The sequence below is a fragment of the Alcaligenes sp. HNGD-HTN06 genome, assembly GCF_049932565.1.
GTDB lineage: Bacteria > Pseudomonadota > Gammaproteobacteria > Burkholderiales > Burkholderiaceae_B > Alcaligenes > Alcaligenes ammonioxydans.
Window position 1 is genome coordinate 3,013,536 of record NZ_CP187782.1, and the last position, 17,169, is coordinate 3,030,704.

Annotated in this window: 18 protein-coding genes; 7 read left to right on the plus strand and 11 right to left on the minus strand. The window is 58.2% G+C overall.

Translation table 11 applies throughout. The annotated features are described in order from the left end of the window. Positions 1 to 4 precede the first annotated feature (4 nt). From ACOZ42_RS13800 to ACOZ42_RS13810, 3 genes are all read right to left on the minus strand, one after another. Entirely contained in the window at positions 5 to 1,051 is a 1,047-nt protein-coding gene (locus tag ACOZ42_RS13800) for an efflux RND transporter periplasmic adaptor subunit (protein ID WP_003805523.1), read from the minus strand. Positions 1,052 to 1,150: 99 nt separating this feature from the next. Continuing rightward, positions 1,151 to 1,594: a ribonuclease HI gene (gene rnhA, locus ACOZ42_RS13805; RefSeq protein WP_003805526.1), complete on the minus strand. Its 444-nt coding sequence runs from the start codon at positions 1,592 to 1,594 to the stop codon at positions 1,151 to 1,153. Beyond that, positions 1,591 to 2,352 carry a class I SAM-dependent methyltransferase gene (locus ACOZ42_RS13810; RefSeq protein WP_003805527.1) on the minus strand — a complete coding sequence of 254 codons (762 nt, stop codon included), beginning with the start codon at positions 2,350 to 2,352 and terminating at the stop codon, positions 1,591 to 1,593. The genes rnhA and ACOZ42_RS13810 overlap by 4 nt, the downstream gene beginning before the upstream one ends. A gap of 23 nt (positions 2,353 to 2,375) precedes the next feature. Here ACOZ42_RS13810 and gloB point away from each other — a divergent pair, with 23 nt between their 5' ends. Genes gloB through fabI form a run of 3 tightly spaced genes read left to right on the plus strand, consistent with a single transcriptional unit; the run spans position 2,376 to position 5,424 of the window. Further along, positions 2,376 to 3,185 (plus strand): hydroxyacylglutathione hydrolase, encoded by an 810-nt coding sequence (gene gloB, locus ACOZ42_RS13815; RefSeq protein WP_426345855.1) that lies wholly within the window; start codon positions 2,376 to 2,378, stop codon positions 3,183 to 3,185. A 10-nt stretch (positions 3,186 to 3,195) separates the two neighbouring features. Then, the gene (locus ACOZ42_RS13820) at positions 3,196 to 4,605 is read left to right on the plus strand and encodes a transglycosylase SLT domain-containing protein (protein WP_039944112.1); all 1,410 of its coding nucleotides are present in this window, start codon (positions 3,196 to 3,198) and stop codon (positions 4,603 to 4,605) included. A gap of 33 nt (positions 4,606 to 4,638) precedes the next feature. Further along, positions 4,639 to 5,424: an enoyl-ACP reductase FabI gene (gene fabI / locus ACOZ42_RS13825; RefSeq protein WP_003805533.1), complete on the plus strand. Its 786-nt coding sequence runs from the start codon at positions 4,639 to 4,641 to the stop codon at positions 5,422 to 5,424. Between the two features lie 240 nt (positions 5,425 to 5,664). Here fabI and ACOZ42_RS13830 read toward each other — a convergent pair whose 3' ends face one another. Then, positions 5,665 to 7,005: a sigma-54-dependent transcriptional regulator gene (locus tag ACOZ42_RS13830; protein ID WP_059318288.1), complete on the minus strand. Its 1,341-nt coding sequence runs from the start codon at positions 7,003 to 7,005 to the stop codon at positions 5,665 to 5,667. Positions 7,006 to 7,007: 2 nt separating this feature from the next. Then, a complete protein-coding gene (locus ACOZ42_RS13835) occupies positions 7,008 to 8,864 on the minus strand; it encodes a sensor histidine kinase (RefSeq protein ID WP_230406201.1) in 1,857 nt (618 codons plus the stop codon). A gap of 268 nt (positions 8,865 to 9,132) precedes the next feature. On the opposite strand from ACOZ42_RS13835, the gene ACOZ42_RS13840 reads away from it, so the two are divergent. Further along, a complete protein-coding gene (locus ACOZ42_RS13840) occupies positions 9,133 to 10,524 on the plus strand; it encodes a dicarboxylate/amino acid:cation symporter (protein WP_003805539.1) in 1,392 nt (463 codons plus the stop codon). Between the two features lie 224 nt (positions 10,525 to 10,748). Here ACOZ42_RS13840 and ACOZ42_RS13845 read toward each other — a convergent pair whose 3' ends face one another. After that, positions 10,749 to 11,432 (minus strand): glutathione S-transferase, encoded by a 684-nt coding sequence (locus ACOZ42_RS13845; protein WP_240209246.1) that lies wholly within the window; start codon positions 11,430 to 11,432, stop codon positions 10,749 to 10,751. Positions 11,433 to 11,579: 147 nt separating this feature from the next. After that, positions 11,580 to 12,587, minus strand: coding sequence for a rhodanese-related sulfurtransferase (locus ACOZ42_RS13850; RefSeq protein WP_003805543.1), 1,008 nt, complete (start codon positions 12,585 to 12,587; stop codon positions 11,580 to 11,582). A 212-nt stretch (positions 12,588 to 12,799) separates the two neighbouring features. Here ACOZ42_RS13850 and ACOZ42_RS13855 point away from each other — a divergent pair, with 212 nt between their 5' ends. After that, entirely contained in the window at positions 12,800 to 13,894 is a 1,095-nt protein-coding gene (locus ACOZ42_RS13855) for a metal-dependent hydrolase (RefSeq protein ID WP_131070887.1), read from the plus strand. 177 nt (positions 13,895 to 14,071) lie between these two features. On the opposite strand, the gene ACOZ42_RS13860 is transcribed toward ACOZ42_RS13855, so the two are convergent. Together ACOZ42_RS13860 and ACOZ42_RS13865 are read right to left on the minus strand one after the other, a co-directional pair. Continuing rightward, on the minus strand, positions 14,072 to 14,455 hold the full coding sequence (locus tag ACOZ42_RS13860; protein ID WP_003805547.1) for a DUF4168 domain-containing protein: 384 nt from the start codon (positions 14,453 to 14,455) through the stop codon (positions 14,072 to 14,074). A gap of 116 nt (positions 14,456 to 14,571) precedes the next feature. Continuing rightward, on the minus strand, positions 14,572 to 14,991 hold the full coding sequence (locus ACOZ42_RS13865) for a DUF411 domain-containing protein (RefSeq protein ID WP_131070888.1): 420 nt from the start codon (positions 14,989 to 14,991) through the stop codon (positions 14,572 to 14,574). A gap of 116 nt (positions 14,992 to 15,107) precedes the next feature. Here ACOZ42_RS13865 and ACOZ42_RS13870 point away from each other — a divergent pair, with 116 nt between their 5' ends. Next, positions 15,108 to 15,584 (plus strand): YbaK/EbsC family protein, encoded by a 477-nt coding sequence (locus ACOZ42_RS13870; RefSeq protein ID WP_240209247.1) that lies wholly within the window; start codon positions 15,108 to 15,110, stop codon positions 15,582 to 15,584. 70 nt (positions 15,585 to 15,654) lie between these two features. Next, positions 15,655 to 15,786 carry a hypothetical protein gene (locus ACOZ42_RS13875; RefSeq protein ID WP_275694118.1) on the plus strand — a complete coding sequence of 44 codons (132 nt, stop codon included), beginning with the start codon at positions 15,655 to 15,657 and terminating at the stop codon, positions 15,784 to 15,786. 1 nt (position 15,787) lies between these two features. Here the strand turns inward: ACOZ42_RS13875 and ACOZ42_RS13880 are convergent, their stop codons facing one another. Beyond that, the gene (locus tag ACOZ42_RS13880; protein WP_219235089.1) at positions 15,788 to 16,354 is read right to left on the minus strand and encodes a cysteine dioxygenase; all 567 of its coding nucleotides are present in this window, start codon (positions 16,352 to 16,354) and stop codon (positions 15,788 to 15,790) included. Between the two features lie 55 nt (positions 16,355 to 16,409). Continuing rightward, positions 16,410 to 17,162, minus strand: coding sequence for an enoyl-CoA hydratase/isomerase family protein (locus tag ACOZ42_RS13885; protein WP_003801770.1), 753 nt, complete (start codon positions 17,160 to 17,162; stop codon positions 16,410 to 16,412). Positions 17,163 to 17,169: the final 7 nt, after the last annotated feature.

Here is a 17,169-nt window from a genome sequence, read left to right on the forward strand (position 1 = left end):
TGTCCTATTGCTGCGGCTGTGCTTGCACGTCAATCACTTCCTGAATGTCGACGGGCACACCATCACGCACCTTTTGCAGCCCCGCCACCAACACGCTGTCTCCCGCTTGCAGATTGCCCGTCACCTGTACCCAGCCTTGCTCTCGCACGCCCACCTGCACCTGACGACGCTCTGCCCGACCATCGTTGACCACGTAGACGTACTGGTCCTGACCAGCAGGCGCCAATGCCGTTTCCGGCACCATCAAGGCCTGATAACGCGACAGTTCCAGCCGGACCCGACTGAACAGGCCGGGGCGCAAGGCGCCGTCCTCGTTGGGTACCTGCGCCCGCAGCAGAATCGAACGGCCGGCGGCATCCACCACCGGGCTGACTGCCAGTACCGAGCCTTTGCGGGTCTGGCCTGGAAAAGCGTCAAAACCCAGTTCAACGGGCATGCCCGGTTTCACATCGGCCAGATATTGTTCGGGAATGCGAAAGTCCACGTTCAGACTGGAGATCGCCTCCAGTCGCACCAGATCGGTGCCCGGCCCCACGTAATCGCCCACAGACACGTTGCGCAAACCCGTGACTCCATCGAAAGGGGCACGGATACGGGTCTTGTCCAACTGTACCCGTGCCAGTTGCACTTCGGCCTGCTGCACGGCCAGGCGACTGCCTGACTCATCTTTGGCCTGCTGGCTGATAAAGCCTTGACGGCTCAGTTGGGCAGAGCGCTGATGCTGACTACTGGCCAGATTCAAATTGGCCTGAGCCTGATTCAATTGTGCCTGCGCCATGGCTGGGTCCAGTTGAACCAGCAGTTGCCCCTTGCTGACGGGCTGGCCTTCCTCAAAACTGATGGCTGAAATGCGACCGCTAATCTCGGGGCGCAGCATGACCGATTCCCTGGCCACCAAGGTCCCTACCGCGGCTACATCACGAATCAATTCGCTTTGTCGCACAGGCAGCACTTCTACTCGCGTGGCTCCGGACTGCGCCCAGCCTGGCGTACTGCTCAGGAACAGCGCAAAAAACAAGGGAAAAATCGTGAGGCGCAGCGTGGAAATCATGGGCGGCTTATCCTGACCGGTCAGGCCGGCACAGCAGTCTGACAAAATATGACGAGTGGCTAATAGTACTATCTGCAGGCCGGGAATCTGCGCACGATCTTATAACTGCCTGGCGATTTCCACCCCTTCATTGGCCAGCTGATCTGCCCGTTCATTACCGGGATCGCCTGCGTGACCGCGCACCCACAGCCAGGTCAGCTCATGCTTGGCTGCCTGCTGTTCCAGCTCCTGCCACAAATCGGCATTTTTGACAGGCTTCTTATCTGCCGTGCGCCAGCCACGGGCCTTCCAGCCCGGCAACCATTCGTTCATGCCTTTTTGCACATACTGCGAATCCGTATGCACCCGCACCTGGCAAGGACGTTTCAGGGCTTTCAAGGCCTCGATCACGGCCATCAGTTCCATACGGTTATTGGTGGTATTGGCCTCGCCACCACAGATCGCTTTCTCGCGCCCACCGTGGCGCAGCAAAGCCCCCCAGCCACCCAAACCCGGGTTGCCCTTGCAGGCCCCGTCTGTCCAGATCTCAACAACATCACTCATGTCTTGCTTATTCCTTCATCGGCAGCGCGTCCGGCAACCACCATAGGCCGACGCACACGTCGACGATTTTTCTTCCATTTGGGGCCGACCAGGCGCAGGGCGGGTGTGCGCTTGACGGCACCCACCATGTAAACCGCCCCGGCAAAGCTCCACCAGCGTGCACCGCTGCGCTCCATCCAGCCCCAGCGATCCAGCCAGGCCTGCTGACGGCACAAGGGGGCATAACAACCCATCTGCGCGCTTTGCACATCAAAGGACAGGAGTTTCAACCAATCGCGCAAGCGCCAAGGAAAGATGACATCGCCAGGCAGGGTGGGCGTACCCCGATCCAGACCCGGTATCCAGTCATGAACTCCCCAGAGGCTGACGGGATTGAAGCCTGTCAGGATAATGCGCCCCTCAGGCACCAGCACACGCTCGGCCTCGCGCAACACCTGATGTGGATCACTGGCGCTTTCCAGCGTATGGGGCAAAATCAGCAGATCGATGCTTTGCGTATCGAAAGGCAGATGTTCAGGTTGGGCATAAACCAGATTTTTCTGATCGGCAGGCAAGACGCCGGCCTGAGCGGTACACACCTTGAAACAGACCCGACTTTGCGCCAGGAGGTCCCAATGCGGCAATCCGATTTGTATGGCATGATACCCGAAGGTGTTGACCACCTCCGCATCAATCGCGGCTTGTTCCCAGGCCCGCACATATCGCCCCGGTACGGTTTCCAACCACTGGGCAAATTGATCATTCAAAGTCTGCTCCACTGGCGCTTTCCCCCTCTACCATGATGAATGCATTTACCTGGCCTGTGCCAAGCGATGTTCGCCTGATTCCACTTCCTGCTCTAAATGACAACTATATATGGGCTTTGGCTCGAGCCGGTCACGCTCTGGTTGTGGACCCCGGCCAGGCCGCCCCGGTATTGGAATGGCTGGCGCGCGAATCCTTACAACTGGATGCCATTTTACTGACACACCACCATGGTGACCATGTTGGCGGTGTCAAGGATATCCTGGCAAAGCATCCTGCACGCGTATGGGGCCCGGCCCACGAGCGTCTGCCCGTCTGTGACGTGCGTGTGGGACAGTCCGACAAAGTCGATTTGCCCACCCTGGAACTGACGCTGGAGGTGCTGGATATCCCCGGTCACACTGCCGGACACGTTGCGTACTTTGGTAAAAATGAGGTAAAACAGCCCTTTGTTTTCTGTGGTGATACCTTGTTTGCCGCCGGTTGCGGACGTCTTTTTGAAGGCACCCCGGCTCAAATGATGGACTCCTTGGGCAAGTTGGCGACACTGCCTGCGGACACCCTGATCTGCTGTGCGCACGAATACACCTTATCCAATTTACGCTGGGCTTTGCAGGTAGAGCCAGACAGTCCCCACCTGCATGAACGTTGGGAACAGGATAAGCTCAAGCGTCAGCAGAACTTGCCCACGGTGCCCTCCACCCTGAAAACAGAATTGGCTACCAATCCGTTTCTGCGTTGCGAGACGACTGCTGTTATCAAGGCTGCCGAGCAGTATGCCGCCCGGCCTCTGAATAATCCTGTCGAGGTATTTGCCAGCCTGCGCGACTGGAAAAACAATTTCTGAAGATTCCGCAATGAACCTAATGAGACTTTTTGCGCTGCTATGCGCTTTCGTGCTGGCAGGTTGCGCCACAGGCCCCAAGGTCAGCCCCCAAAAAGCCGCCAAAACCTCCACCAGCATTGCCGCCGATACGTCTCGCACGATTGATCTGACCCACCCCCCAAAAGATGCCTGGGACCGTATGCGCCGGGGCTTTGCCATCCCCAATCTGCATACCGACCTGGTCGATTACTGGACCAATTATTACGCCTCCCACCCCGAGTCCATCCGCACCATGAGCCAGCGCGCCTCGCGCTACCTTTATCACATCATGGACGAACTCGATGCCCGGGGTCTGCCCTCGGAACTGGCGCTGCTGCCTTTTGTGGAAAGCGCCTATAACCCGGTCGCCTATTCGCGCTCTCATGCTTCGGGTCTGTGGCAGTTCATTCCCAGCACCGGCACGCAATACAAGCTGGAGCAAAACTGGTGGGTAGACCAGCGCCGTGACCCGGTCGAGTCCACCCGTGCTGCCCTGGATTATCTGTCGTATCTGTACGAGTTTCAGGGTGACTGGTATCTGGCACTGGCCTCCTACAACTGGGGCGAAGGGTCAGTACGACGCGCCATGGAACGCAACGAACAAGCCAACCTGGACGTTGATTACTTATCACTGAAAATGCCGGACGAAACGCGCAATTACGTCCCCAAGCTGCAGGCCATCAAAAATATTGTGGCCAACCCCGAGCGCTACGGCATCACCTTGCCTCCCGTGAGCAATACGCCCTATTTCACTGCGGTGCGCAAGAACAAGGACATTGACGTCGCCCTGGCGGCCGAACTGGCCGAGATTTCCGTGGACGAGTTCAAGGCATTGAATGCTGCCCACAATCGCCCCACCATTCCGGCCGAACGCGGCACCTTGCTGTTGCCCGCCAACAAAGTAGACATCTTCAAAGCCAATCTGGCAGCCTACCAAGGCAAGCTCAGCAACTGGAAAGCCTACCAGGCCAAACGCGGCGAAAGCTATTTGTCCATCGCCCAGCGACACGGCATTACCCTGTCGCAACTGCGTTCCATTAACGGCTTGAGCAGCAAACGCAGCAAAGCGGTCGCCCAGACACTGCTGGTCCCCAGCACGACCTTGGGTGAAGGCAGTCTGCAGTTGGCCTCCCTGACCAATACACCGGCCGCTCCTGTTGCCCAGAGTGCCCGCCAGGCGCGCGCGCAAACGGCCAGCGTCAACCGCAAGAGCGACACGGTTGTGTTGCGCCGCGGAGCCAATGTCCGTACCCACACAGTCCGCCAGGGCGATACACTCTACGCTTTGGCCAAACGGTACGACACCTCGGTGGCTGAACTGCGACGCCTGAACAATCTCAAAGGCAACTCTCTTTCCAGGGGCACACGTTTGCGTGTTCCCGGTTCCAATATTCGTGGCTAAGTCCACCCACTAATTACATAAAGGATTTTCAGCATGGGTTTCCTGCAAGGAAAACGCATCCTGGTCACAGGCGTTCTCTCGAACCGCTCCATTGCTTACGGGATTGCGCAAGCATGTCGCCAACAAGGTGCTGATATTGCCCTGACCTATGTGGGCGAGCGGTTTAAAGAACGCGTTGAAGGCTTCGCCCAGGAACTGGGCACGGATATCGTCTTGCCCTGTGACGTGTCTGAAGACGCGCAGATTGAACAAGCCATGGCCTCGCTGGGCGAGCGCTGGGACGGTCTGGACGGCCTGGTTCACTCCATCGGCTTTGCTCCTCGTGAAGCCATTGCCGGCAATTTTCTGGATGGTCTGTCGCGTGAGTCGTTCCGCGTGGCTCACGACATTTCCGCCTATAGCTTCCCGGCGCTGGCAAAAGCCGCCCTGCCCTTGCTCAAGGGTCGCAAGAGTTCGGTACTGACGCTGACCTATCTGGGCGCCGAGAAGGCCATCCCCAACTACAACACAATGGGCGTGGCCAAAGCCGCTTTGGAAGCGTCCGTGCGCTACCTGGCCGTCGCTCTGGGCGAGTACGGCATTCGTGCCAATGCCATCTCGGCCGGTCCCATCAAGACCCTGGCTGCCAGCGGCATCAAGGACTTCTCCACCATCCTGAAGTTCGTCGAAACCCACGCCCCCCTGCAGCGCAACGTTACCATCGAAGAAGTGGGCAATGTGGCCTCCTTCCTGATGTCCGAACTGGCCAGCGGCATCACGGGCGAAATCACGCACGTTGACGCCGGCTTTAACTGCATCGTTCCCGGCATGCAGGAGTAAGGTTTCACCGCCTGGCAGTACGATAAAAAAATAGCGGCCTTGGCCGCTATTTTTATGTGACTGCGCCGCTAAGGAACCCTGCGGCTGCGCGGGACAAGTCGGTCCGCACACGCTCTTTGCCCCCTTGCTACGGCAAAGCTTCCCCGATCAATAAACACAATAAAACCACGGCGGCCTGCAGCATCGACCACGTCAGCCTGCACCTCTGTCAAAGACAAGCCTTTGCCACCACCGGAAGAATCAGCTCTGTGGCAGGCCCTCTTCCACAAAATCGCTGCGTGAAATACCGTGACGCTGCAACTTGTCATAAAAGGTTTTGCGCGGGATGCGCAGATCCTGCAGTGTCGCTTTGATATCACCCCGATGACGTGCCAGGGCCTGCCGGATCTGCTGCGCCTCGAATTGTTCCATGCGGGCGGGCAGACTTAACTCCTCTCCCACCCCCTCCCTGGCGAGCACAGGCTGCACGCCCAACACCTCACGCTGTGCAAAATGCGCCAGTTCGCGCACATTTCCCGGCCAGTGATGGGACTGCATATAAGCCAGGCTGTGTGCATCGGGAATCTTTTGCGCCATGCCGTATTTTTTGGCGGCGAGCGCAGCGAAATGCGCGAACAGCATGGGAATATCTTCTTTGCGCTCTCGGAGCGGCGGCAGGCGCAAGGTCACCACATTTAAGCGATAGTACAAATCCGCCCGGAAGTTCGCACGTTGTCCGGGATCGGACAAATCCACCTTGCTGGCGGCCACTACCCGAATATCGACCGGGTGCTCTTCATTGGTGCCCAAAGGCGTCACGCAACGGGTTTCCAGCACGCGCAGCAAGCGTACCTGCGCAATCATGGGCATGCTTTCAATCTCATCCAGAAACAGAGTGCCCTGATGAGCATGCTCCACACTGCCTACCCGTCTGCGCTGAGCACCGGTAAAAGCGCCCGCCTCATGACCAAACAACTCGCTTTCAATAATGGTTTCGGGCAAGGCTCCGCAATTGAGCGCCACAAACCGATGCTGAGCTCGAGCGCTCCAGCGATGCAGCAGCATGGCCACAACCTCTTTGCCCGTTCCCGTCTCCCCCTCCACCAGCACATCCACATCGGACTGAGCCAGGTGGCGCAGCGTAGCGCGCAGATTGATCATCACCTCCGAATTGCCCAGAAGCGCCGGGCCCTGACCATCCTCGTCCAGCTCCTCGCGCAAGGCCCGGTTCTGCAAGACCAGACTGCGTTGCATGGCGGCATGGCGAATCACTGTCAACAATCGTTCTGCCTGGTAAGGTTTGCTCAGGAAATCAAACGCACCGTCGCGCATGGCTTGTACGGCCATGTCAATGTCGCCATGGCCGGTAATCAGAACGACAGGCTGATCCGGGTCGCGGGCATGCAAGGCGCGCATCAGCGCCAGACCATCCATCCCGGGCATCCGGATATCGGTTACCACCACCCCAGGATAATCCGTGGGCAAGCGACTCAACGCCTCCTGAGCACTGGCAAAAGCCATTACCTTCAAGCCTGCCAGCTCCAGACTTTGCACAACGGCAGCACGCAGATCGGCATCATCATCAACAAACGCGACTTCCATTTTCAACCCTCTCCCTGGTCCTGCTTGCTGTCAGCATTCCGCAGCACAATGTGAAACGTGGCCCCGCCCAAACGCGACGGCCCTTCTTCCAGACGGCCACCGAGGGCCGCCACAATATCGTGCGAGATCACCAGGCCCAATCCCAGTCCTTGGTGCCGGCTGGAACTAAAGGGGGTGAACAGGCGCTGGCGAATTTCCGCACTCAGGCCTGGCCCGTTGTCGGACACCACGATGCGCACATGTCGCGTCTCGTTCATCACCTCGATACGAATACGTCCCTGAGAACGCCCCTCAAGAGCATCGAGCGCATTACGCAACAAATTCACCAGCACCTGCTCCAGGCGGACCGGCAAGGCCCATACCTGTACGGGCTCGCTCATGCCCTCCTGCTCCAGCGCCACCGCTTGCGCCCGCGCCCGATGTTCCAGCAACTGCCAGGCGCTCTCGACTGCTGACCGCACCAGCACGGGCCCTTCCTGCTCCTGCGGCTTGCGAGCGTAATGACAAAGCTGGGATGTGATGCTGCCAATACGCTGGGTCAGCGCCTGGATGCGACTCAGGTTCTGGCGAGCGGTCTCAGTCTGCCCCTGCTCCAGCAGGCGCAAGGTGTTATCAGCGTAGACTTCAATGGCGGCCACCGGCTGATTGATTTCGTGGGCCACTCCTGCCGTCACCTGCCCCAGAAACGACAATTTTTCGGCCTGCTCCAACTGCTCTCGCAAATCGCGCGCACGCGAGCGGGCCTCCTGCAAGGCCTGCATCTCCTGCTCCAGACGACGACGCGCCACCTGCAACTGAGCGGTGCGCGACTCCACGGCCTCCTCCAGAGCGTCGCGCAACAAGGCCTGACGCGCCTGGGTTTCACGGCGCTGCTGACTGCGCTGCAAGCCCAGGGCAGCCAGCACCAGAGCCGCACACAACAAGCCCATAACGGTCAGACGGGACTGAAAGGCCTGCGTCCGCAAGGCGGCGTCCATGGGTGCCATCGCATGTAGCGTCCAGTCGCTGCCCATCACCGCTTGCTGTACATGCAAGAACCGCTCCTGCCCCAAGGTCCAGAACGAGGCCCGGTTTCCAGAGTTCGACATGCGCAGCCCCACCGGCTCCAGAGCTTCGCTGCCAAACTGCCGGCTGGCTCGCAGCTGGGCCAGTTGTTCGGGCGCGGCCTGATCCAGACTGTGCAAACGCCAGTCCGGCTCACCACTGAGCAAGATCACGCCATTCGGATCGCTGACAAACATGCGGTCGCCATAGCCTTCCCACTCTTTTTCCAGCAGATCAAACACCAGCTTGATCACCACCACGCCGACGGCCTTGCCGTCCTGCCCCTGCACCATTCGGGAAATATACAGCCCGGCCTTGCCGCTGGAGGTTCCCAAAGCAAAGTATTCAGCGTGCCCCTGCTCCAGGGCTTTGGTGAAATAAGGGCGAAAGCCATAGTGATTGCCCACAAAGCTGTCGGGCGCCTGCCAATTGCTCGAGACCAGCGTCTGCGAATGAATATCCAGCAAATACAGCACCGGTGCGCCGGTGTCCTCGGCCAACTGCTCGAACTTGCGGTTCAGTGCCTGGGCATCGCCATAGGCGGGGTTGCCCATGAGGTACTGACGCAAGGCCTCGTCCTGCGCCAGGGCAAATGACAATGTGCGGAATTTGTCACGGATGGTCTGAATCCAGCCCGCATTGCCACGCATCAGGGAGTCGAGCCGCTGTTCGCTTTGTGTGAGCAAACGGGCCGTGCCCAAATCAGCCGAGCGCCAGAAAGCGAACAGGCCCAGCACCACAGCCACGCTCAGCAAAAACAGCCATTCGAGCCTGAAGCGCCGCCGCAATCCCGAAGAAACCGGAATGGAATTCATAAAATCCGTGCGAAATTTCGCCAAAAAACAATAATCGTTGTGCGGATTTTCGCACACATAAACAGAAAGCGGGGAAGTCTCCTGCCCGCAAGCCGCTTATTTGCTGACTTCCTGTTTACGAACAGATTGGCACGGATGTTGCTTTAGCTAAGAGCTTATGGGCCGGAACACGGATTCCGGCGAGCGTAAACCGCCTGCCCACACACAATTCCAAGCAGGTCACCAGCTGACTGCCAGGTCGGCTACATCAAGTCACGGAGACGACATCATGATGGATATAAGCACAGGAGAGCATCCGGTACCGCAGATTGTCAAAATCAAGTGGTATCGAATTTTGTACGTTCAGGTCATCATCGCCATCACCATCGGGATATTGCTGGGTCATTTTTATCCGTCCTTGGGCGAGAGCATGAAGCCCTTGGGCGACGCATTCATCAAGCTGGTCAAGATGATTATTGCACCGGTTATTTTCCTGACGGTCGCCACCGGCATTGCCGCCATGACGGACCTTCAAAAGGTGGGACGGGTGGTCGGCAAGGCCATGATTTACTTTCTGACCTTCTCCACCCTGGCCCTGATTGTGGGCATGGTGGTGAGCAATATCGTACAACCGGGCCACGGAATGCACATTGACCCGGCCTCGCTGGACTCCAGCGCCATCAAAGGCTACGTCCAGCAGGCCCATGACAGCACCCTGACGGGCTTTTTGATGAACATCATCCCGGCCACCCTCATCAGCCCTTTTACGGGGGGTGACATTTTGCAGGTGCTGTTCGTGGCCGTGCTCTTTGGCATCGCTCTGGCCGCCGTGGGCGACCACGGCAAGCCAGTGCTCAAGTTCCTTCAGGCTTTGATGGCACCGGTCTTCAAGCTGGTCGCCATCTTGATGAAGGCCGCCCCTGTGGGCGCTTTCGGCGCCATTGCCTTTACCATCGGCAAATATGGGATTGAGTCGGTCTCCAGTCTGGCGCTGCTGGTGGTGACCTTCTACGTGACATCCGTGCTTTTTGTACTGGTCATTCTGGGGGCCGTAGCCCGCTACAACGGATTTTCCATCACCAAGCTGATCCGCTACATCCGCGAAGAACTGCTGCTCGTACTGGGCACCAGTTCCTCCGAAGCGGCTCTGCCCACTCTGATGCAGAAAATGGAACGGGCCGGGTGTGCCAAGTCGGTCGTGGGCCTGGTGGTGCCTACCGGCTATTCCTTCAATCTGGATGGGACCAATATCTACATGACCATGGCTGCCCTGTTCATTGCCCAGGCCTGTGATATTCCCCTGAGCTTGCAAGAGCAGGTGCTACTCTTGCTGGTCGCCATGCTCAGTTCCAAAGGAGCGGCTGGCGTGACCGGCGCCGGTTTCATTACACTGGCGGCCACCTTGTCCGTGGTGCCCGCGGTGCCTATTGCCGGCATGACTCTGATCCTGGGTATTGACCGCTTTATGTCCGAGTGCCGCGCCCTGACTAATCTGGTGGGCAATGCCGTAGCCACCATTGTGGTCGCCCGCTGGGAAGGAGAGCTGAATACCGATCAGCTCAACAGCGCCATGAATGGGGAACTGCCCCCCCTCGATACCAGCGTCACCCTCCATCAACGAGGTGGCCAGGAGATTCCAGCTCAAGAAAGCAGCGAACCTCGCGCCAGCGTTGCGGTCTGATTCCGCTCGCAGCGACAAGAAAGGCCGGTTTTCCCTTGAAAACCGGCATTTTTTACTGGCCCATGCCGGAGTGGTCGCAGTTGCCTCGCCGTGCGGGTCGCTTTGCTTTTCACTCGTCATTAAGCCTCGAAACCCACGCAGAAGAGCCCGGCGAGGTGTTAAGCCACGCAGTCATCAAGTACAAGGCCGCAGGGACTGCCAAACAGAGTGAGTCAGGCAGGCAGTCAGCCTGCCGGAAAAAGCACCATTTCGCTGTCCGGCGTCCAAGCGGGATACTTGCCCATGATGCTCGCAAACAAAGCGCTGGATTGAAAATTCACGAGCCAGCTCGACAAGGCTGCCCACGGCTGAGCGTCGAACCAGGCTCGATCCACCTGAGCGAATTGCCGCACAAAAGGGGCAATGGCCAGATCAGCCAGACAAGGCGTCTTACCCACCAGATAGCCCTCTTGCTCGATACGGGCATTAAGGCCCATCAGTATTTCACTGGCTTGCGCCCGATGCAGGGCCGAGAAACGCGTCGCCTCCGTGAACTGCTCATCATCCGTATGACGATCCGGGTACTTATAACAGTCCAGATGCTTCTTGAACGGGCCGTCGTTGGCAGCAATCAAGGCCTCCATCTGCTCGTGCAGACCCTGTCCGGGCTGTAAATAATGGCAGGGATCGTGAATCGCCAAGGCCCAGCGCATGATATCCAGGCTTTCATCAATCACCCTGCCATCAGGCAGGACCAGCACAGGCACGGTTGCTTTGGGAGAGGCCAGACGCAGGGCGTCCGGTTTGTCGCGCAGCACGACCTCGCGCAACTGGCAAGACACGCCGCTGGCCGCAATCGCCAGCCGTGCGCGCATGGCGTAGGGGCAGCGGCGAAAAGAATACAAAATGGGTAAATCAGATAAGGACATGCTCGATACCGATGGAAAGCCGCGCATGAGCGCGGACTTAGCGCGATGGTGCGTGTACAAGTCGCCCTTCCAGGGAAGAAGGGCGACTTGTTAACAGCCCAAGGCCAGAATCAAGCTGATAGAGGTAACACAGCAGCCCGATACAGGCTAGAGGTCCTTGCCCTGCTGGGCCAGCAGGCGCTGCTCCTCGGCCTTGCGACGGGCGGCTTCGCGGCGCTCTGCCAATTCATCCATGCTGACGCCGATATGGCGCTCTTCGCGTTCGCGAGCCAGAGCCACCTGCTTCTGGCGCTCCCGAAACCGCTCGATCTGTTCGGGCGAGCTGTGGCCGTGACAGTAAGGGCAACTGACGCCCTCTTCAAATTGGGCTGACTGCTTTTCCTCTTCACTGATGGGCATGCGGCAGGCGCGGCAAAAATCGTAATCACCCGGCTCCAGCCCATGCCGAACCGACACACGCTCGTCAAACACAAAGCAGTCGCCATCCCACAGGCTTTCCTCTGCCGGAATTTCTTCCAGATACTTCAGAATACCACCTTGCAAGTGATAGACCTGTTCAAAACCCTGCGAGCGCATGAAAGCGGTGGATTTCTCACAGCGGATACCGCCCGTACAGAACATGGCCACACGGGGCTTGCCGTGTAAAACGCCACCTTCCTTGGACTGTTCGGCAACCCACTGCGGAAACTCCGTAAAGCTCTGGGTTTTGGGATTGATGGCCCGGCTAAACGTCCCGATGCCCACTTCGTAATCATTACGCGTGTCCACGACCACCACATCCGGATCGCTGATCAGGGCGTTCCAGTTTTCGGGGGCGACGTACTCACCCACCATCTCGGCCGTTTTCAAATCCGGCACACCCAGCGTGACGATCTCTTTCTTGAGCTTGACCTTGAGGCGATAAAACGGGGCCTTGTCGGCGTAGGACTCTTTATGGACCAGACCGGCAATGCGCGCATCCGAATTCAGGTACGCCAAGACAGCACGAACACCCTCCTCAGGTCCGGCAATCGTGCCGTTAATTCCTTCGCGTGCCAGCAACAGCGTGCCTTTGACCTGGTGCTGCTCACAAAAGGCAAACAGGGGATCACGCATCTGGGCAAAATCGGGCAATTCCACGAACTTATATAAAGCCGCGATCAGGTAGGTAGACATAGGTAAACGAATTCTCTGGATAGAAGCGATGGCGCGGCCCGCAGGCAGTAGGACAGCGCGGGCCATCGTACACTATACGCCACTGATACCCTTGGAGCCTTTGAGCCCTGTCAAAAAAAACAGGGAAGACCGGGCATTCAACTTTAAAATCATAACGCTAAAGCCGGCAGGCCGCATCAGGCCCCGGCCCTGTTTTTCTTCGTACGAGAGCTATGGATTCCGTAACACAAGCCGTTCTGGGCGCCAGCATTTGCGGCTCCCTTCTGGGGCGTCAGTATGGTCGCAAGGCGGTCCTGTCCGGTGCCATCATCGCCACCCTGCCTGATCTGGATGTCTTTATCCAATATGGCGACCCGATTACGGCCATGGTCAGCCATCGGGGGTTCTCGCACTCTTTATTTGTCCTGAGCGCGGCCACCCTGCTGGTCGCGATCCTGTGGAAACTGCTGTTTGCACAGGCGCGCGTGTCAGCAGGGCGACTAGGGCTGGCCGTCGGGCTAAGTTTGATTACCCATCCCCTGCTCGATGCCTTTACCAGTTACGGCACCCAGTTACTGTGGCCCCTGCCGGCCACTCCAGCCACCTGGTCCAGCATTTTCATTATTGACCCGCTCTATACCGCCCCCCTGCTGATCGCAACACTCATTGGCTTGATACGAGGCCCTGCCGCCATCACGCCGCGAGCCTGCAACTGGGCCCTGCTATTGAGCAGTGTGTATCTGGCCGCCTCGGTGGGAGCCAAGTTCTGGGCCGAACATCAAGCCACGGCACAATTGAAAGAGCAAGGGGTCAGCATCCAACGGGTATATTCCGCCGCGCAACCCATGAACATCCTGCTTTGGCGAGTGTTGGTACGCGATGCGCAAGACCAGGAATGTGAGGTGGTGGTGGGGCTGCTCGATCACCTGCGCGCGCCCAAAGGGCACCGGTACGAATCACTCTGCCTGCCCCTGAACAGCGACTACACCCAATTGTTTCCTCCTTTGACACAATTGGAGCAACTGCGCTGGTTCTCGGATAACTGGCTGCGCTATGACATTATTGACGACCTTCTGGTGGTCAGTGATGTCCGCATGAGCCTGGGCCCAGGCCAATACAGCTTTCGCTTTGTGGTGGCGGAACGGATTGCTCCAGACTCCTGGCTGCCCGTGATCCCCTATCGCTGGGCCGGCGGCCACAATATGGCGCTCCTTAAGCCCGTGCTGCGCCGCATCTGGGAGCCTGTTCCTGCCCTGCCCCTGCAAGAGTGGGCCCAACGCATTGATGCCGGTGTCCCTATTCCACGCGCGCCGGCAGACTTTGATTAGGCACTCGCTTTGGCCAGGCGTCAGGCTGTGAGCTGAGCCGGACAGGGCATGCCTCTTGCCCGCGTAGAGGTGCGCAAAAAACCCCCGGGCCTGGTACGGCTCAGGGGTTTAAATTTACCCACTACGGTCACTACACAATGACACCCGGCGCTCTGCCAAACCCGAGCATCAACAACCTTATTTCAGCATTCCTTCCACGCGTTGACGCAAGGCAGGGTCCTGCTGAATGGCCAGGCTGATACCGTTGTAATCGGCCAGATCCATGCCATTGGAGGTCACAACACCAACCAGACGCTGGTCGGCTTCCTGAACGATGGCCTGACGCTCTGCATCACTTTTGGCCGCATCCAGACGCGGCTGATATTCCGAAGCAGTCTGGGCGACCTTTTTATAGGTGCGCGCATACTGCTCCAGTTGAGAATCCGTAGGTTTAACAATCTGGGTAGCCGCCGGGGCTGCCGAGTTGGCCGGAGCCGCATTGCCCTGGGCCATCGCAAAAGGGCTGTACATGCCAAATGCGACTGCGGTAGCAGCGAGAAAAGCTTTAACTGAGGGCTGCATAGATGGAACCTCCTGAACAGAGTCAATGAACGGTCATCATGACAAGAGCGGCAGCAGCTTACAAGTTTCTCAATGTAGTTTCGTGTATCTGCATGCCACCCGTTTACTGACTACGATCAGTCGCGCGAGTAAGGCCGGCCCTTGAAATCGACTGTGATCAAGTTGCCATCCAGCTCACCCATTCCGGGCGAATTGGCAGGCATGCCCGGTGCGGCCAGGCCACGGATGCTGGCGTCGCTCATCATCCGTTTGACGACATGGGCCGGCACATGGCCCTCCACCCGCTGGCCAGTCTGTTCCACCACCGCAGTATGGCAAGAAGCCAGCTCGGCTGGTACGCCAAGTTGCTGCTTGACCTGCCACATGGCCTGGGTCTTGACGGATTTGACCTCGAAGCCTGCCTCGCTCATGTGCTGGGCCCAACCCTCGCAACAGCCGCAATTGGGGTCTTGGTAAACCGTCACGGCAGGCGCCTGTGCCAGGGCCAGGGAACTGAAGGCCATCAAGCCGGCCGACAACAATAAGGGTTTAATCACAATTACATTCCTGTTTTGCAGCGCCAGGGCGCTCTGGTTGACACACACATGCACTTGGCTAAGACTAGGCCCCAGCAAAAAAGTTTAACAAAACATCCTATTTCGTTCCGATCATCATGAGTCTTGATTCCGTCAAACAGTTCTTGAGCGAATACGCTGCTGATATCCAGATTATTGAAACCACAGAAAGCACGGCAACAGTCGCGCTGGCCGCGCAGGTCCATCAGGTCGAGCCCGGGCAGATCGCCAAGACACTCAGTCTGAAAGCGGGCGATAAACTGGTTTTGCTGGTCGCCCGGGGCGACGCCCGTCTGGACAATAAGAAACTGCGCAACGTTTTTGGCACACGCGTCAAAATGCTGGATCTGGCCAGCACTGAAGCCCTGACGGGCCATCCGGTGGGCGGGGTATGCCCCTTTGGTCTGGCTACGGCGCTCGATATCTACTGCGACCTGTCCTTGCAGGACTTCGATACCGTATTGCCTGCGGCCGGTTCGATCAACTCTGCTGTACGCATTACCCCCCAACGCCTGGCCGAGCTGACCCGCGCCCAGTGGATTGACGTTACGCAGGCCCCCCAGGCCAGCGTCTGATCCGGCCCGCTAATTCCTCTTTCGCCATACACCTTGTCAACTGTTCGTGTTTAGGCAGGTGACTCATCGTGTGCTCAAGGAAAGCAACCATGCGCTGGACGAAAAAGTCGCCCAGCGCAATTACTCTGTGCTGCTGTATCGCTGGATTCAGGAAATGATTATTGGCGCACGCATCGGCCACCTGCCCAAGGACATCGCGTAAATCAGACCACTGCAGGCCGGTTGGCATACCCGGAGACGAACTCCTTGGCCTGCCCGGTCTGCGGATCAAACACATGGCGGCGTACCTTGCCGATATCCGCGCCATAAACGTGAATGCTGATGGACACCTGGTCATCATAGACATTGGAGACCTCGTGTATATCGCCCACCGTGGGTGACACCACTTCCACCACGCCCGGCTCCAGAATCTGCGTATCTTCTTCTGTCATCTGGCCGGTCTGAGGATCACGGTCAAAAGGCCGGGATCGTTCGGCACCACGCAACATGCCAATCAAGCCCCACACAGTATGGTCGTGGATGGGCGTTTTCTGGCCGGGGCCCCACACAAAACTGACCACGGAAAAGCGCTCCTGTGGACAGCAATACAGCAAGTACTGTTGATAGAACTGTGGATGGGGCTGGGTGTATTCCGGGGCCAGCCAATCGTCCTGGGCCACCAGTTCGCCCAGCAGGACGCGGCCCTCACGCAAGATATCCTCCTCGCCGACGGCGGGGCGGGCGGTCAATTCATTCATCCCTTGGATAAAGCGCTCAAAACGGGGGTGCATAAGGGGATGTCTCCATAGTTGCCTGGGCCTTGCGGCCCAATTCGTGAATCAGTTCTTATTTGTTCAGATACACCGGGGCACGTTTTTCCTTGAACGCGTTCATCCCTTCCTTGGCATCATAACTATCCTCGATCGCCTTCAGTTGGCGCATGGTGCGCGCCATTTGCTCGGACGGCCCCCGAGTCAGCACCTCATTATTGATAAAGCGCTTGAGGGTCTGCAAAACACGGGGCGACATCTTGGCCAGATCCTGAGCCATGCGCACGGCTGCCTGAACTTGCTCACCGACCGGCACCACCTCATTGGCAAAACCCAGATCATAAGCACGACGGGCTTCCAAGGTGCGGCACAACAGGATCACTTCCATGGCGGCATGATGCGGAATGCGCGAGGCCAGGCCGGAGATAATGCCGCCCGTAAAACCCAGCTTGGCTTCCGGGTAGGAGAACTTGGCGCTCTCGGAGGCCACCAACAAATCCGTCATCATCGCCATCACCAGGGCCCCACCCACGCACCAGCCACTGACAGCCGCAATAATGGGCTTGTCGGTTTCAAATCCTACCGTGGGGATGGCACGCCACAACTCGGGCCACTCATTAATATCGGCACCGGCAGAAAAAGCGTCATTACCTGCCCCGGTCAGCACGGCTACACGACGTGTGGGGTCCTCATCAAAAACCAAAAACGCCTGCTGCAGCTCCTTGACCACCGTGGCGCTCAAGGCATTGCGGCGATCAGGACGATTGATCGTAAAGATGGACACACCGTCATCGTGGTTTTCGACAAGAATGCACTGATAATCCGACATGGTTTAC

Coding starts and splice junctions, on each gene's coding strand:
- ACOZ42_RS13800 (WP_003805523.1), bottom strand. CDS start 1,051: ATGATTTCCACGCTGCGCCTCACGATTTTTCCCTTGTTTTTTGCGCTG.
- rnhA (WP_003805526.1), bottom strand. CDS start 1,594: ATGAGTGATGTTGTTGAGATCTGGACAGACGGGGCCTGCAAGGGCAAC.
- gloB (WP_426345855.1), top strand. CDS start 2,376: ATGAATGCATTTACCTGGCCTGTGCCAAGCGATGTTCGCCTGATTCCA.
- ACOZ42_RS13820 (WP_039944112.1), top strand. CDS start 3,196: ATGAACCTAATGAGACTTTTTGCGCTGCTATGCGCTTTCGTGCTGGCA.
- fabI (WP_003805533.1), top strand. CDS start 4,639: ATGGGTTTCCTGCAAGGAAAACGCATCCTGGTCACAGGCGTTCTCTCG.
- ACOZ42_RS13830 (WP_059318288.1), bottom strand. CDS start 7,005: ATGGAAGTCGCGTTTGTTGATGATGATGCCGATCTGCGTGCTGCCGTT.
- ACOZ42_RS13835 (WP_230406201.1), bottom strand. CDS start 8,864: ATGAATTCCATTCCGGTTTCTTCGGGATTGCGGCGGCGCTTCAGGCTC.
- ACOZ42_RS13840 (WP_003805539.1), top strand. CDS start 9,133: ATGATGGATATAAGCACAGGAGAGCATCCGGTACCGCAGATTGTCAAA.
- ACOZ42_RS13845 (WP_240209246.1), bottom strand. CDS start 11,432: ATGTCCTTATCTGATTTACCCATTTTGTATTCTTTTCGCCGCTGCCCC.
- ACOZ42_RS13850 (WP_003805543.1), bottom strand. CDS start 12,587: ATGTCTACCTACCTGATCGCGGCTTTATATAAGTTCGTGGAATTGCCC.
- ACOZ42_RS13855 (WP_131070887.1), top strand. CDS start 12,800: ATGGATTCCGTAACACAAGCCGTTCTGGGCGCCAGCATTTGCGGCTCC.
- ACOZ42_RS13860 (WP_003805547.1), bottom strand. CDS start 14,455: ATGCAGCCCTCAGTTAAAGCTTTTCTCGCTGCTACCGCAGTCGCATTT.
- ACOZ42_RS13870 (WP_240209247.1), top strand. CDS start 15,108: ATGAGTCTTGATTCCGTCAAACAGTTCTTGAGCGAATACGCTGCTGAT.
- ACOZ42_RS13880 (WP_219235089.1), bottom strand. CDS start 16,354: ATGCACCCCCGTTTTGAGCGCTTTATCCAAGGGATGAATGAATTGACC.
- ACOZ42_RS13885 (WP_003801770.1), bottom strand. CDS start 17,162: ATGTCGGATTATCAGTGCATTCTTGTCGAAAACCACGATGACGGTGTG.